Raw genomic sequence first — 14,702 nt, 5'->3', positions numbered from 1 at the left:
TCCCTATCCTTTATTGCCGATCGGCTCAAGCGGCTGATGGTTGCCTCTTACCGGAGCGGCCGCGCCGGACGGAGCCGCCCAGCGGACGCCGTTCTGAATGACCTGCAGCACCTGCGGATTATAGTACGTCGGATAGGTTTCGTGTCCCGGACGGAAATAAAAGATTTTGCCCTGGCCGCGGCTGAACGTGCAGCCGCTGCGGAACACCTCGCCGCCTTCGAACCAGCTGACGAAGATCAGCTCGTCCGGCGCCGGGATATCGAAATGCTCGCCGTACATTTCCTCGCTCTCGATCGTAATATATTCCGGAAGGCCGGCCGCGATCGGATGCGCCGGATTAACGACCCATAAGCGCTCCTTCTCGCCCGCTTCCCGCCATTTCAAATCGCAGCCCGTGCCCATCAGCTTTTTGAAAATTTTCGAGAAATGGCCGGAGTGGAGTACGATGAGGCCCATGCCGCCGAGCACGCGCTGCTGCACCCTTTCGACGATCGCGTCGTCGACCTTGTCATGGCCCATATGGCCCCACCAGATCAGCACGTCCGTATTCGCCAGCCGCTCTTCCGTAAGGCCGTGCTCCGGCTCTTCGAGCGTCGCCGTCGCGACCTCGATGTCGCCCGCGGCTATGCCTTTGGCCAATGCTTGGTGAATGCCGTCCGGATAAACCTTCTGCACCTCTTCATGCACCTTCTCGTGCAAAAATTCATTCCATACCGTTACTTTAATCATCCCGTCATCTTCCTTTTCCCAATTAGAATACGAGCCACAACACGAACAGCGCGATCATGATCAATTGAAGGATAACCTTAACGACCACGCTCGTAAAGAGACCTACGACCGATCCTACGCCGACCTTCAGCGATTTCTCCATATTCGAGCCCGCGATCATCTCGCCGATGACCGCCCCCGCGAACGGCCCGATAATCAGACCGAACGCGGGGATTACGAACGGGCCGATAATGATGCCGATCGTGCTCCCGACGATCGAGGCCTTGGAGCCGCCGAACCGCTTGACCCCCCAGGCGCTGACCGCGTAATCCGCGATAAACAGCACGATGACGATAATCGTCTGAATGAGCCAGAACCAAATGCCGAATTCGCCGAACGAGAAGAAGAAACCATATACGAAAAATGCCGCATAAATGGCGAGCGCGCCTGGCAAAATCGGATAGACGGCGCCGGCCATGCCAATCGCGAACAGCAGGACGATCAGCGCCCAACCTAGTATGTCCATACGCTCCTCAACCTTTCAATACGAATCGTCTAATCACTTCCGCCACGCCGTGCTCGTCGTTCGTCAGCGTGACGTAATCCGCCGCTTCCTTCACCGCCTGCTGCGCGTTGCCCATCGCTACGCCGAGACCCGCCGCGCGGATGGCCGCAATGTCGTTCAGGCTGTCGCCTACCGCAACGACCTCCGACACGCCGATGCCGAGCAAGCCGCACAGCTCTTCGATCGCCGTCGCCTTCGAGACGCCCTTCGGGTTAAGCTCCAGATTGTGGGGCGACGAATTCGTAATCTCGAGCGCGTCCCAGCTTCGAATCTCGGCAAGGATCCGCTCCCGTGAGGCGTCGTCCTCCGTGTAGTAACCGAACTTCAGCCAGTGGTGGGACTCGTAATCGCCTTGCGGATCGATCCACTTCTCTTTGTTGTAAATGTCGTCCGTCGTATACGCCCAGAACCAGGCTTCGCCGTGCCGCAGCGCAAGCTCGTGCAGCCGCTTCACATAGACGGGGCTCAGAAGCGTCCGCTTATGAAGCACATGCGGCCTGCTCCAGATTTCGCTGCCGTTCACCGTGATCATAGGCGTCTCCAGCTTTAATTGCTCGGCATAGGGCAGCGCGCTTCGGAAGCCGCGGCCGGTCGAGAAGCTGACGATGACGCCCGCATCGAGCGCCTTGCCGATCCACTCCGCGTTCTCCGCGCTGATCTCGGAACGTTCGTTCAGCAGCGTCCCGTCCATATCCAGCGCAACCAGTTTATATTGTCCCAACATGGTGCCTCCTTACTTTCGCTATCAATTGGCTTGAATGATCGGAGCATATGTAACTAGTAAATCATTTTAGCACATTTGCGCCGGATTCCAAACGGACCGGGGGTAAAAAAGAAGGAGCGGCTCCTTCGCCCGAAGACGGGAAGCGCGCTCCTTCGATAAGTTATGGCGACGATTCGCCGGAGGAGGCGGCATTCTCCGCCCCCGCATTCCCGCCGTCCCCGGCGGGCGGCTCTTCCTTGTCGAGCAATTGCTGCCCCTTCACCTGCAGCAGCTGAAGCGCCTCATCGAGCGACAGATTGCCGTCCTTCACCTTCTGCAGCTCTCCGCTCGCGGCGGTTCTGAATTCCATCCAGAAGTTCTCGGGCAGCTTGTCGAAGTCCTTGTAGCTGTCGAACGTGCTTGGCTTCAGCGCGTAGAACGCGGCGTAATTGCGCCCTTCCTCATCCTTAATATATTGCGTGCGCACCGGAAGTCCGTTGTAATTGTTCGACTTGGACTTCACCCTCGCGTATTCGTCGCCGGTCACGTATTGCAGAAACTGCCATGCCGCTTCCTTGTTCGGCGAATCCGCGCTGATCGCGAGCAGGTTATGGAACTGCATCATATTGCTCTGATCCGGATTTTGCATACCGACGGGAGCGGTGACGAGATCCCAGTCCTGGACGACCTTGTCCTTCACGCGGTCGTTCCCCGCGGCCTGCTCGATCTGATTAACGTAATTGCTGTCGCCGATCGCCATCGCGAGACGGCCGGATACGAACGGATCCCTCAATAAATAATCCTCGTAAGTGGTTGCCTGTCCTTCCGCCATCGCCCCGTGGCTCATGCTCTCGAAATAAAGAACGTTCGACTCGATCGCGTCGAGCGCCGTCTGGAACGCGTTCTTCCACGCATCGGAGTCGATCGTCATCAGCTTCTGCGACGCGTTCACGTAATTGACGCCGTCGGCCGAGGCCAGCATGCCGGCCATATCGAACAGTTCTTCGTTGTAGCCCATCTTGAGGCCGTAAACCCGCTCGTTCGGCTCGCCTTCGGTCGGGAAGCGCCGCGCAAGCGAAATAACCTCGTTCCAGCTCATCTTATCCGTCGGGTAGTCGATTTGATACTTATCGAACAGCGCTTTATTGTAGAACAGCACCTGGCTGTAGAAGCTCGGCGCAAGTCCGTACACCTTCCCGCCTCCCAGCTCCCGCATATAATCGAGAAGGCCGGGAATGAGCCCTTCCGTGTCGTATTTTTCCTTCTCCATTACCGAATCGAGCTCGTACAGCTTGCCGTCCGCCGCCATCGTCTTGTACTGCTCCTGGCTCAGCATGACGATGTCCGGCTTTTTCTCCTCGATGAACGTCATGGTCGCCTCGTTGTAATCGGTCACTTCGTCCGTATACATATTCTGGGTAGAGACGACCTCGATGTCGACGTCCGGATAAAGCGCGGAGAACAGCATCCCGTATTGCTCGAAGAACGAGCCTTCGTCGTAAAACATGACCCTTAGCGTCGATTGTTCGTTCTGCCCGTCCCCGGTTCCAGCCCCGAAGCTGCAGCCGGACAGCGCGACCGCCATCACCGTCGCAGCGGCAATCTGTTTCGTCCATAATTTCCTGAACATATGTAGTCCCCCGTTCCCATTGTAAGTCTTCTCTGCGTCTGTACGGCTTCTCTCCCTTCACCGCCTTTCCCGCTTATGTAAGCTTGTACATCGCGTTCATCCAAATAGACCCAAATATAGAACGTGTTTGCCTTGGGAAAAGTTTCAAAAAATTGAAATAGGCATCCAAGCCGTTCGGCTTGAATGCCTTGTTGTGCCATGCCGGCAATTACGATGCCAGTCTTCTGAGCCGCAGCTTCTTCATTACGATGCCCTGCGAAGGGGAGAACAGCAGCGCAAGCGCGAACAGCGCGCCGGCGGCGCAAACCATGCAGCCCGCGATCGAAGCGTCCAGCAGCGCGGCCGCGTAGTAACCGATGACGGTGCTCGCGATGCCCGCCCCGACGCTTAAGCCGATCATGACGCCGAGCCTATCCGTCAGCAAATAGGCGGTGGATGCCGGTATGATCAGCAGGCCGACGACGAGAATGGCGCCGACGCTTTCGAACGAGCTGACCGTCGCCATCGACACGAGCCCCATCAGCAAATAATGGAACAGGGCGACCGGTATGCCGATCGCGGCCGCTAATGCGGGATCGAACGCGCACAGCTTGAATTGCTTGTAGAACAGCCCGATCGCCGCAGCGATCACCAGCAGCGTAAAGCCGAGCAGCCAGACCGCCTTCGGCCCCATATTGATGCCGCCAAGCTCCCATATGTTCCAGTGAACGTAAGCAATCTCGCCGTACAGAATCGCGTCCTGGTCCAGATGGACCTGCCTGGCGTACAAGCTCACGAGCACGACGCCGACCGCGAACAGGGCGGTGAAGACGACGCCGATCGAGGCGTCGGATTGAATGCCGCTCTGCTGGAACATTTGGATGAGAAAGGTCGTCACCAGGCCGAAGATCAGCGCCGCGAACATCATGAGCAGCGAATCCCTCGAGCCGCTGAGCAGGAAGGCGATGACGATGCCGGGCATGACGGAATGGCTGATCGCATCGCCGATCATGGCCATTTTGCGCAGGACAAGGAACACGCCAAGTATGCCGCAGCAGCTGGCGACGAGCGCTCCCGTCAGCAATATCCAAAATTCGCTCATAACGCCGCCTCCTTCTTCTTCACATGGCTCTGGGCGAGCGGATCGGACTCGCGGTTAAACCGCTGCTTGACTTTTCTTCTCATGAGCCGCTTCGCGACCAAGCCCCGCTTCGGACCGAACAGGACGGAGACGCCGAACAGCAGCGTCGCCGCCAGCACCGTTACCGGTCCGGTCGGCAAATTCGATACGGACGCGCTGATCCATGTGCCGACGGCGCCGCTTGCCGCGCCGAACAGTCCGGATAGGACGACCATCAGGCCAAGCCGGTCGGTCCAGTATCTTGCCGATACGGCCGGCGTGATGAGCAGCGCGGCGACGAGCACGACGCCTACCGCTTGAATGCCCGCGACGACGGCGACGACGATCAGCAGCATGAGCAGCTGCTCCAGGAACGCGACCGGATAGCCGATCCCGCGCGCGAATCCGGGATCGAACGAAATGATTTTGAACTGCTTGAACAATAACGTGCATGCCGTAATGAGCAGCGCGCATACGATCGACATCGTCAGAACGTCCGAGCCGATCATGGATGCGGCCTGCCCGAACAGAAATTTATCCAGACCCGACTGATTTCCATAATCGCCGTGCTGAATCAGCGTCAGCAGCACGATGCCGAGCCCGAAGAAGCCGGACAGCACGATGCCCATCGCCGCATCCTGCTTCAGCCTGGAATGCCTCGTAATGTAGCCGATCCCGAACGTCGCGATCAGCCCCGCGGCGCCCGCTCCGATCAGGAACAGCCCGATGGACTTCACGCCCGTCAGCATGAAGGCGATGCAGATGCCCGGCAGCGCGGCATGGGCGAGCGTATCGCCCATCAAGCTCTGCTTGCGCAAATAAGAGAAACAGCCGATTACCCCGCTGCTCAGGCCGAGCAGCGTACAGCCGAGAAAAATCCATTGCATGTTCGGATCGGAGAGCATCGACCAGATTTGATCCATCGTCTACTCGCCTCCTCCGCCGCCAGGCGGCTGCGATGGCAGGCTGCGGTCGAGGAAGGCCAGCCTGCCTCCGTACGTGCGCTGCAAATTTTGCTGCGTGAAGGTTTGCTCCGTCGGCCCGTAAGCCTGCAGCTCCACGTTCAGGAGCAGCACGGAGTCGAAATAATCCTGCACCGTCGCAAGGTCGTGATGGACGACGATGACGGTCTTCCCTTGCAGCTTCAGCTCCTGCAGCAGCGTAATGATCGCCTTCTCGGTCGCCGCGTCGACGCCCGCGAACGGTTCGTCCATGAAATAAAGCCGCGCGTCCTGCGCGAGCGCCCGCGCCAGGAACACCCGCTGCTGTTGGCCGCCGGAGAGCTGGCTGATCTGCCTGCCGGCAAAGTCGGCCATGCCGACCTTGCCGAGCGCTTCCATCGCAATCGCCTTCTCCTTCGCGCCCGGACGCCGGAACCAGCCGAGATGCCCGTACCTGCCCATCAGCACGACGTCCAGCGCATTCGTCGGAAAATCCCAATCGACCGATTCGCGCTGCGGCACGTAGCCGATCAGCTTCCGCTGCTGTTTATACGGCTTGCCGTAAACCTTGACTTCTCCGCCGAGGGAGGGAATGAGACCGAGCGCCGCCTTCATCAGCGTCGACTTGCCCGCGCCGTTCGGCCCGATTACGCCGATCAGCTCGCCTTCCCGCGCTTCGAACGAGACGTTGCGGAGCACCGGCTTCTTCTGGTATGCGACGCTTAAGCCCTGAACGGTAAGCGGAGCCGGCGATGCCGCCGGCCGCTCGGCTTCCGTTTGCGTTTGAATGCTGTTCATGCTGCAACACTTCCTTTCCGTATTGCGTCTGCGACTATTTCAGAGCGGCTACGATCGTATCCACGTTATGCTTCACCATGCCGATGTACGTGCCCTCTTCCGTTCCTTCGTCCCCCATCGCATCGGAGAACAGCTCGCCGCCGATAACGACCTCGTGACCGAGCTGACGCGCGCCTTCGATGACGGATTCGATCGATTTTTTCGGAACGCTGGATTCGATGAAGACCGCTTTGATTTTGTTCTCGACCAAATAATCGCGCAGCTTGCTGACGTCCTTCGACCCGTATTCCGACATCGTGTTCATGCCCTGCAGCCCCGTTACCGTCAGTCCGTAGGCTTCGCCGAAGTATCCGAACGCGTCATGGGCCGTGACCAGAATCCGGCTCTCTTCGGGGATTAGGGCGATTTGCTCCTTCGCGTAACGGTCCAGCTCCTCCAGCTCCTTGATATAAGCGGCGGCTTGCTCCTTGTAGTAGTCGGCGTGCGCCGCATCCTTCTCGGCAAGCGTATCGCGAATGACCTCGGCGGCCGATATCCATAGCTTCACGTTGAACCAGATATGCGGATCATGCGCGCCCGACCCCTGGTCCGGCGCGGCATGCAGCTGCTCCTCCTTCAAGTAGGAGGATACCGCAACCGTCGGCTTGCGCTTCTCGAGCGCTTCGAACATCTCTCCCATTTTCCCTTCCAGATGCAGGCCGTTGTAAAAAATAATGTCCGCGTCGTCCAGCTTCTTCACGTCCCCTTGGGACGCCTTGTACAGATGGGGATCGATGCCCGCTCCCATCAGGCCGCTTACCTCGACGTAATCGCCGCCGATATTGCGTACGACGTCCGTAATCATTCCGGTCGTCGCCGTAATGGTCAGCTTCCCGCCGTCGCTTCCGGCCGACTCGCCGCCGCAAGCCGAAGTGACGAGCGCCGCGGCCGCCAAAAACACGATCGTCATGATGAACCGGCGGATCGCCGAATTCGTTTTGAACTTTTTCCTCATCGATTATTCCTCCTGATGCCCGGTAATGGTTTATATGCCCGTTTGATTGCCCTTATGAATCTTATTTTGCCGGACGAATCTTATTTTGCCTGAAGCCTTTTTTTTAATAATACACAAAAATGTTTCTCTAGTGCAACATTTATTTTTTGTAAAGCGCAGCGCAATTTCACGAGGCGGGCGGAAATTGCGGCCACTGCGCGCAAATACGAAAAAAACTGCCGGGGATCAGTCCCCCGCAGTCTGAGGTTGCTACGAGAGGTAAATGTCCAGCAGAGTCGTTTTGCCCAGCGTATTCAGCTGCTTGATGGAGAGCTCGTTAATATAATTCCGGCTGTCCTTCCTGAATAAGGGGTTATCGTTTAGATCATAAGTAAACTGTACGTTCGGCGACGCATAGTCCATGTAAGAAATCGCCACTTCAATTCGCTTCCTTTCGCCCGATAGGCTTTTGTCTTTATGCCCATCTTATGTTTCAGACAAATGGCAAATGCGGCGAACCGCCCAAAAAAGCAATGAAGCATAAGGAGTTCTGCGAATGGAAGAAGAAATCGTGGCCGCAATTACGAAAGCCGAGAGCAGGAAGCGGCTGTGGCATTTTACGAGAGCGAGCAATTTGCCGGCCATCGCCCATTTCGACGCGTTATGGCCCAGCGTGAAAATCAATCCGACCCTCGCAGCGGGACGGCGCAGGCCGGGGGCCGCGCAATCGAAGCATGACGGTTATACGATGACCGTTAACGCCCATTTGCGGATCGCGGACGGCATGTTCGACGCTTCCGTTAAGCAGGAGCAGTTCCGAGCCTTTTTGGACCGGCACGTATTTTTGTGGCCAACGCTTCGCGACTGCCGTCAGATGATCGACTCCTATGCCCGCAGGGAGCCTGGGGAGAGGTTCGCCGTGCTGGCGTTCGACGCGCCTTCCTTGCTGCTCGAGCATTATTCGGCCGTCAAGCTGTCGAAATACGACTCGGGCAGCTCGCCGCGCTACCCCTCCCGCTGCTCGTACCGGAAAAGCCTGGCCATGTTTTTGCCGCTTAGCCGCTTCAAGCTTGACGCTCATAACCCGGTGCCGACGAAGGCGTCCGAAATCAAGGAAATTTTAGTGGAACATAAGGTTCGCGGCGTGTTCGGGCATTTGCTGGCCGTTTACGTCGACCGCAGCGACGAGCTGCCCGTACGATGGCGGCGCCTGGTGAGGCCGCTGGCGGATTTGCAAAAGAACGGCGGCGGTTAGATGCTGGCGGAGCTGCGTGCGCATGGCGGCGGCGTTACCCCAAGCTTTCGCCAGACTAAAAAAAGAGGGACTCTCCCTCCCCACCAACATGGTATCGGAGAAAGTCCCTCTTTTATGTGCTCGTATGAATCAAAATGCGCGGATGCGTAGTAATCAGGTCTAATTTCTAGACCTGATTCGCCCATTCCGGCGCGCACAGGGGCAAATTGCCCCCTTTCGCAGCAATCAGGTCTAATTTCTAGACCTGATTGGGCTTTTTGCCCGCTCGAGAGCCGATCAGGTCTAATTTTTAGACCTGATTCGCTCATTTCGGCGCGCACAGGGGCAAATTGGCCCCTTTCGCAGCAATCAGGTCTAATTTTTAGCCCTGATTGGGCTTTTTGCCCGCTCGAGAGCCGATCAGGTCTACTTTTTAGACCTGATCGCCCATGTAGGGGCACCGGCGGCGGTAGAACCGCCTTGCACCGCTTACTCGCCGTCATTCGTCCCGGCGGCGTTATTCGCCCGTCTGGCCGGCCGCATCCGAATCGCCGGCCGTCTTCTTCTTCGGAACGCCGGTCAGGCCGATCTCCTCGTCGTACGCGTCGAAAATTTGGCGGGCGATCGGCGAAGCGCCATAGCTGCCGAAGCCGCCGTCCGGCACGACGACCGCGACCGCAAGCTTCGGCTTGTCGGCCGGCGCGTACGCGATGAACACCGCGTTCTCCGCGCGGCGGGACGCGACGTCCTGCTCGGACGTCCCCGTTTTCCGGTTATAGCTGTACTCGAAGCCTTCGAAGCCTTGCGAGTTAACCTTCGACATTCCCGCTTCGACCTCTTCCCAGTACGCCTCCGGAATATCGACCGTGTTCAAAATCTCCGGCTTGAAGCTCTGAATCACGTTGCCGTCCGAATCCTTGATCTCGTTCACGAATTGCGGCTTGATCCGCTTGCCGCGCGACGCGAGCATGGCGGTGTATTGCGCCAGCTGGAGCGTCGTATAGCGGCCCTGCTGCCCGAAGGAAGCGAAGATGAGGGCGGACTGCGAGCTGCCCCGCTCGGCTTCGCCGAAGTATTCGATGATGCCCTTGGATTCGCCCGGCAATCCGCTCTCGGTCGATACCCCGAGGCCGAACTGCTTCATGTAGTCGTCCCAAATCTCGACGCTGCTCTTGCCGTTCACGTCGCCTCGCATGTAGAGCTTGTTGCCGATCATGGCCGCCATGAACGGGTTGGAGGAATGCTCGATCGCCCTCGAGCCGTCCAGGCTTCCGTACACGTGGTTGAGCGAGTTTCGAATGTAACGCTCGTAGCCCTTCTTGCCGAAGGAGAATACTCCCGTATCCGTGTAGCGGGTGGAAGGCGTGAACAACCCTTCGTTCAGGCCGATGAGGACGGACAGCGGCTTCATCGTGGAACCCGGAGGTACAATGGAGGACGGATGCTTCCGCATTTCTTCCTCGGTCTCGTATCTTCCGTATACCGAGCTGATCGTCCCGTTCGACAAGACGAATTTGAAGTTTTCGTAATCCTCGCTGCTGATCTTGCCGCCCGCCCAAATGTTCGGGTCGTAATCCGGCATGCTGGCCATCGCCACGACTTTGCCCGTATCGACCTCCATCGCCACGGCAAAGCCGGTCTTCGCGTACTCCGCCCGTTCATACTGATTGGAGGACGTGCTTATTTTTTGGATATGATCCATGATCGCTTGTTCGGTCTTCAGCTGCACGTTCTTGTTGATCGTCAAATACAGGTCCGCGCCCTTCTCCGGATTCGTGATCTGCATCGGGCCGATAATCATCTCCGCGTTGTTCACCGGATACGTCTTCAGCCCGTTCTTGCCGCGCAGCACGTCCTGGTACATCCGCTCGAGGCCGTCCAGGCCGACGTCCTCTTCGTCCAAATATTGAAGCGTCGGATCGGTCTCTTCGCTCTTTTCCTTGTAGAAATCGACCGTTTCCCGTACGCCCTTGTATTTCTTCAAATAGCCGACGAGCTGCACGGCGATGGAGTTCTCGTCGTAGTTGCGGACGCTCTCCTCCATAATTTCCACGCCTTTGAAGTCCGAACGGTTCTCCATGAAATACGCGATCTCTTCCTTCGTCAGCCCCGATTTGATGCGGCGTGGCGTGGAGATCGTATTCCTTTTAAATTCCAAGTCCATCTGGCGGACGATATCGTCCACCGTCATCGCCTTCTCCGGATCGCCGTACCTCGAGAATACTTTCTCCAGCTGGACAGCCATTTGCTTCGCGTTCTCCTTCGCGTCGGCCAGCTTCAACTCCGGCTGAATGCTGAAGTACAGCGACTGCGTCGAAGTGGAATAGGCGATCGGATAACCGGTCGAATCGTAAATATTGCCCCGGATCGGCGGCAGCTTCACGCTGCGCGTGCTTTTGTCGATGCCCTCCGCGCTGAGCGTCGGCCCTTCGACGAACTGCAGGATGGCCAGCCGCACGATCAAGATGCTGAACAAAGCGAACGTAATAAAGAAGAAAAAGTTCAGGCGGAACGAAAAGTGCCGCCGGTTAATGATTTCCCGCTTCTGCGGATCGTCCTGCATGGATGTTCACCTCATTGCCTCTAAGTAAAAGGTATAAATCAAGCTTCCCGAATATGCGTCTTATCGAACTCCGGCGGGTTGAACCAATCGCCGGAGGACGCCCACGTCGCGTCCAGCGGAATCCAATTCTCCGCGCCTTCCCCGATCTGAACCTCGTTCCAGGCATGCGGACCGTATCCGCCCCGCCCGTCGGCGCCCATGCCGGTCACGACCCGGACCTCAAGCCCGGCTGACCGCGCCATCACCGCGTATAACCGGGCGACGTCGATGCAGACGCCCGTGCGGGTTTCGAACGTCTCCGCGGGCGTCTGCTCCTTCCAGACGCCCCGCTCGACGTAGTTGTTCGCTTTGTCCCAGTCATAGGCGATCCGCGAGCCAAGCCAGTCGTACAGGCTTCTTGCCTTCTCTTCCTTCGTCCTCGCGTCCTTCGTCACGTACAAGGCCGCTTCTTCGATTTCCGCCGGAACGGCGTAATCGATAATCTCGTATTTGCGCTGTAAAATTTGCTTGAACTGCGCCTGTACCGTCTTCGCAAGCACCGGTCCTTGTCCTTCGAGCACGTCGCCGGCAACCGGCTCCAGCCATGAAGCGGCCTCCGAATAGAGGGGCGACTCCGCGATTTTGTCCGCGTACCAGCCTCCGGGCATCAGCGTCACGTAGACGAACAGCAAGGCGACGAACACGAAGGAGCGGCCCGCGCCGTGCACGGCGCCGATCAAAGCGCCCGCGAACCGGCTCGCGCTTCTTCGTCCCGGCGCGTCCTCCCGTCCTTCCCGCCTCCCGCCTGTCAGCATCCCTTCGACCAGCCGCTCGAGAAGCGGTTCGGCCAAAGCCGCCAACGCTCGCAGCAGCAAGTAGCCCAGCAGAAACAGAACGCCGTAACGCAGCGGCGCGAAATCGCGCAGGCTCGTCAGCAGCGTGAACCACGCCTGCTCGGCCCCGTTCAGCTCGCGCAGCGGCACGCTGACGCGGCGGACGAGCAAGTCCGCGAATGCCGGCGACAATCTGCTAGCGAGCTGACTCGCCAGCAGCAGGCACAGGACGACGGCAACGCCTTCCCATACAAAAAAGAAAAGGCGCCTCGCAGACCCCGATGCGCCTCTCCTCAATCCTTGCATGAGCGAAACAAGCAGCAGCAGCATGACGATTATCGCGACAGGCTCCGGCTGTTTGAACAATTGAACCCAATCGTTCATGGCCGTCACCCGTTCTGCTTCGCTTGGTCGATGAAGGCTTGTATCGTGCCGTCAAGCTCCCACTTGCCGAGCGGAGCGCCCCGGAACTTGATGGAAACTTCGTTCGCGCCCGGTTCGCCGGTCAGCTCGACGTTATTGGTTTTGACCGTAAAGGTGCCGTCATCGTTCGCCGAGAAGGTCGCATCCTTCGCTTCGCCTACCATCGCGTTCACGGCCTCTTGCCTGACCGTGTCCGCGACCTTGGAGCCGATCTCCTTCAAGTCGTCCATGCTGTAGCCGCTGTATATGACGATGCCGAGCACGATCGCGGCGACGAGCGCCCATTTCACGACCGTCTTCACGATTCGGATAATGAGCAGCAGCGCGACGAGCGCGACGACCAGCACGAACCAATGCTCCTTGAAAAAAGCCGTCCACGTATCCAGATCATAAGTCGAAAAATCCAAAAAATCCAAAACGTAGTCCCCCTCTATTATACCTCTTGCCATACGCTATTACAAAACATTATAACCTACCGCCCATAGGGCGTAAACGCATCCTTCCTTTTTCGCCAGACATATCCTGTCCATCCGAAACGTACAAGTAGATTAGAACGATTATCCGCAAGGAGGCCTGGCTTTGTGAAAACCGCGGTTTGGCTTTATTTGTTTTTGTTCGTCGCTTTCTTCGACCTTCACGCGCAATATCCGATATTGACTCCGTTCGCGATTTCGCTCGGCGCGGCGCCTTCCTTCATCGGCCTTATGATGGGCATGTATTCCATTACGCATCTGCCCGGCAATCTCATCGCCGGCTTCGGCGTCGACCGCTACGGGAGCAGGCTGTTCATCGTATTCAGCCTGCTCGCGGCGGGCGTCGTCCTCCTGTTTCAATCGCAGGTAACGGACCCTTGGCAATTGCTCGTACTCCGCTCGATCAGCGGCTTCGTGCTCGCGTTCCTGTCCCCGGCCTGCCTGGCGCTGCTCGCCCGAATTACGAGCGATCTCACGGAGCAGGGCAAGCTTATGGCCGGCAACGGGCTCGTCCATACGATCGCGTCCGTCGTGTCCCCCGCTGCCGGCGCTTATTTGGTCGCCCGAATCGGCTTCACGACCGCCTTCACGCTGCTCGGATGGATTCTGATCGTAACGGCCGTCCTCGCGCTCTTCTTCATCCGCGACATTCCGCCGGCCGCCGCGAAGCAGGCGGACGCGTCGGACGAGCCGGACGAGCCGGCCCCCAAGCCGCAGTCGAAAGGAAAGCTCCCGCTGGAGGCGGCTGCGCCGATTCCGTGGCTTATATATTTGCTGCCGGTCGCTCTCAGCTGCGCGCAGGGCATTTTATCCTTCGAGCTGCCGCTCCTGGGCAATTCGCAGGAGGCGATGATGACGACCGGCCTGCTGTTCTCCGTCGTCAGCATCGGCGCGCTCGTCACGCTGAGCATGCTGTTCCTGAACAAAGTGTCCGCCTTCCAGCGCACGTTATGGGGATCGCTCGGTCTTGCGATCGTCTACTTCTGCATCGCCTCCTCGATTCCCGTACCGCTTACGGCGCTGCTGCTTCTCGTCGGGATGGGCAAAGGCATCGTGCTGCCCGCGCTGTCGACGCTGCTCATCGAGCTGAGCGGCGGCCGGCGATACGGGCGAACCTTCTCCATCCTGTCCGTCGCCTTCTCGGTCGGCGCCTTCATCGGCCCGCTCGCGGCGGGGCATATCCGGGATCACGTATCTCCCTACTACATCGCGTTCCTCGGCTTGATGATCGCCGTGTCCGTGCTGCCCTTTCACGGGTCGCGGCTCGTGACCTCGCGCACCTTTTACTCTTGAAACGGTACGCGGCTCGTTCTCGCGGCTTATTTTTTTCGTTCCGTAAAATCCGCAATCGGTGGTAAACTATTCAGTAACCCGAAGCGTTGCGAGGTGACCTGATATGGATATTGCCATTATTGTCGAAGGAAAAAACGATAAATCGAAGCTGAAGCGCGTACTTCACGACGACGTGCCGATCTACTGCACCTACGGAACGCCCGGCACCGAGCAGCTGGAGAAGCTGCGGAAGCAAGCGGACTGCGATCAGGTGTACATCTTCACCGACAACGATTCGTCGGGCAAGCGGATCCGCTCGCTGCTGCGGGACGTCTTCCCGGACGCCGAGCATATCTATACGCGCAAAGGCTATTCGGGCGTCGAGCATACGCCGGAGGAATATTTGATCGAGCAGTTGGAAAAAGCGGGCCTAGACGCGCATATCGCTTACCCTGCGCCGAGTCCCGCTTCCATGTGGAGCAAAGATGAGTTCTAATGTGCTGCTTGG

General features: G+C 58.2%; 14 protein-coding genes and 1 pseudogene. 3 read left to right on the top strand and 12 right to left on the bottom strand.

The window, feature by feature from the left end; genetic code table 11:
- Positions 1-3 precede the first annotated feature (3 nt).
- The 9 genes and pseudogenes from IDH41_RS05870 to IDH41_RS05830 form a co-directional block, all read right to left on the bottom strand.
- Positions 4-729 (bottom strand): ThuA domain-containing protein, encoded by a 726-nt coding sequence (locus IDH41_RS05870; protein ID WP_190859143.1) that lies wholly within the window; start codon positions 727-729, stop codon positions 4-6.
- 22 nt (positions 730-751) lie between these two features.
- The gene (locus tag IDH41_RS05865) at positions 752-1,234 is read right to left on the bottom strand and encodes a DUF456 domain-containing protein (protein WP_190859141.1); all 483 of its coding nucleotides are present in this window, start codon (positions 1,232-1,234) and stop codon (positions 752-754) included.
- A 7-nt stretch (positions 1,235-1,241) separates the two neighbouring features.
- Positions 1,242-1,994 (bottom strand): Cof-type HAD-IIB family hydrolase, encoded by a 753-nt coding sequence (locus IDH41_RS05860; protein ID WP_190859140.1) that lies wholly within the window; start codon positions 1,992-1,994, stop codon positions 1,242-1,244.
- A gap of 163 nt (positions 1,995-2,157) precedes the next feature.
- Positions 2,158-3,606 carry an ABC transporter substrate-binding protein gene (locus tag IDH41_RS05855; RefSeq protein WP_190859138.1) on the bottom strand — a complete coding sequence of 483 codons (1,449 nt, stop codon included), beginning with the start codon at positions 3,604-3,606 and terminating at the stop codon, positions 2,158-2,160.
- A gap of 208 nt (positions 3,607-3,814) precedes the next feature.
- The gene (locus IDH41_RS05850) at positions 3,815-4,687 is read right to left on the bottom strand and encodes a metal ABC transporter permease (protein ID WP_190859137.1); all 873 of its coding nucleotides are present in this window, start codon (positions 4,685-4,687) and stop codon (positions 3,815-3,817) included.
- Positions 4,684-5,628: a metal ABC transporter permease gene (locus tag IDH41_RS05845; RefSeq protein WP_190859135.1), complete on the bottom strand. Its 945-nt coding sequence runs from the start codon at positions 5,626-5,628 to the stop codon at positions 4,684-4,686. The genes IDH41_RS05850 and IDH41_RS05845 overlap by 4 nt, the downstream gene beginning before the upstream one ends.
- A 3-nt stretch (positions 5,629-5,631) precedes the next feature.
- Positions 5,632-6,444: a metal ABC transporter ATP-binding protein gene (locus IDH41_RS05840; protein WP_190859133.1), complete on the bottom strand. Its 813-nt coding sequence runs from the start codon at positions 6,442-6,444 to the stop codon at positions 5,632-5,634.
- Between the two features lie 34 nt (positions 6,445-6,478).
- A complete protein-coding gene (locus IDH41_RS05835) occupies positions 6,479-7,438 on the bottom strand; it encodes a metal ABC transporter solute-binding protein, Zn/Mn family (RefSeq protein WP_223829472.1) in 960 nt (319 codons plus the stop codon).
- Positions 7,439-7,690: 252 nt separating this feature from the next.
- A pseudogene (locus tag IDH41_RS05830) lies at positions 7,691-7,855 on the bottom strand (cupin domain-containing protein); the annotation flags it as partial.
- 118 nt (positions 7,856-7,973) lie between these two features.
- On the opposite strand from IDH41_RS05830, the gene IDH41_RS05825 reads away from it, so the two are divergent.
- Positions 7,974-8,672, top strand: coding sequence for a DUF7002 family protein (locus IDH41_RS05825; protein ID WP_190859131.1), 699 nt, complete (start codon positions 7,974-7,976; stop codon positions 8,670-8,672).
- 496 nt (positions 8,673-9,168) lie between these two features.
- On the opposite strand, the gene IDH41_RS05820 is transcribed toward IDH41_RS05825, so the two are convergent.
- The 3 genes from IDH41_RS05820 to IDH41_RS05810 are packed head-to-tail and all read right to left on the bottom strand — an operon-like array spanning position 9,169 to position 12,865.
- Positions 9,169-11,214: a peptidoglycan D,D-transpeptidase FtsI family protein gene (locus IDH41_RS05820; RefSeq protein ID WP_190859129.1), complete on the bottom strand. Its 2,046-nt coding sequence runs from the start codon at positions 11,212-11,214 to the stop codon at positions 9,169-9,171.
- Between the two features lie 38 nt (positions 11,215-11,252).
- Entirely contained in the window at positions 11,253-12,410 is a 1,158-nt protein-coding gene (locus IDH41_RS05815; protein WP_190859127.1) for a transglutaminase domain-containing protein, read from the bottom strand.
- A gap of 5 nt (positions 12,411-12,415) precedes the next feature.
- Positions 12,416-12,865 carry a hypothetical protein gene (locus IDH41_RS05810; RefSeq protein ID WP_317890684.1) on the bottom strand — a complete coding sequence of 150 codons (450 nt, stop codon included), beginning with the start codon at positions 12,863-12,865 and terminating at the stop codon, positions 12,416-12,418.
- 165 nt (positions 12,866-13,030) lie between these two features.
- Here IDH41_RS05810 and IDH41_RS05805 point away from each other — a divergent pair, with 165 nt between their 5' ends.
- Both IDH41_RS05805 and IDH41_RS05800 read left to right on the top strand, forming a co-directional pair.
- A complete protein-coding gene (locus IDH41_RS05805) occupies positions 13,031-14,215 on the top strand; it encodes an MFS transporter (RefSeq protein ID WP_190859123.1) in 1,185 nt (394 codons plus the stop codon).
- A gap of 103 nt (positions 14,216-14,318) precedes the next feature.
- Positions 14,319-14,690: a toprim domain-containing protein gene (locus IDH41_RS05800; protein WP_190859121.1), complete on the top strand. Its 372-nt coding sequence runs from the start codon at positions 14,319-14,321 to the stop codon at positions 14,688-14,690.
- Positions 14,691-14,702 lie beyond the last annotated feature (12 nt).

Source organism: Paenibacillus arenilitoris, assembly GCF_014705655.1.
GTDB lineage: Bacteria > Bacillota > Bacilli > Paenibacillales > Paenibacillaceae > Pristimantibacillus > Pristimantibacillus arenilitoris.
This window is presented reverse-complemented; position numbering and strand designations above follow the sequence as displayed.

Coding starts and splice junctions, on each gene's coding strand:
- IDH41_RS05800 (WP_190859121.1), top strand. CDS start 14,319: ATGGATATTGCCATTATTGTCGAAGGAAAAAACGATAAATCGAAGCTG.
- IDH41_RS05835 (WP_223829472.1), bottom strand. CDS start 7,438: ATGAGGAAAAAGTTCAAAACGAATTCGGCGATCCGCCGGTTCATCATG.
- IDH41_RS05870 (WP_190859143.1), bottom strand. CDS start 729: ATGATTAAAGTAACGGTATGGAATGAATTTTTGCACGAGAAGGTGCAT.
- IDH41_RS05815 (WP_190859127.1), bottom strand. CDS start 12,410: ATGAACGATTGGGTTCAATTGTTCAAACAGCCGGAGCCTGTCGCGATA.
- IDH41_RS05855 (WP_190859138.1), bottom strand. CDS start 3,606: ATGTTCAGGAAATTATGGACGAAACAGATTGCCGCTGCGACGGTGATG.
- IDH41_RS05825 (WP_190859131.1), top strand. CDS start 7,974: ATGGAAGAAGAAATCGTGGCCGCAATTACGAAAGCCGAGAGCAGGAAG.
- IDH41_RS05850 (WP_190859137.1), bottom strand. CDS start 4,687: ATGAGCGAATTTTGGATATTGCTGACGGGAGCGCTCGTCGCCAGCTGC.
- IDH41_RS05840 (WP_190859133.1), bottom strand. CDS start 6,444: ATGAACAGCATTCAAACGCAAACGGAAGCCGAGCGGCCGGCGGCATCG.
- IDH41_RS05845 (WP_190859135.1), bottom strand. CDS start 5,628: ATGGATCAAATCTGGTCGATGCTCTCCGATCCGAACATGCAATGGATT.
- IDH41_RS05820 (WP_190859129.1), bottom strand. CDS start 11,214: ATGCAGGACGATCCGCAGAAGCGGGAAATCATTAACCGGCGGCACTTT.
- IDH41_RS05865 (WP_190859141.1), bottom strand. CDS start 1,234: ATGGACATACTAGGTTGGGCGCTGATCGTCCTGCTGTTCGCGATTGGC.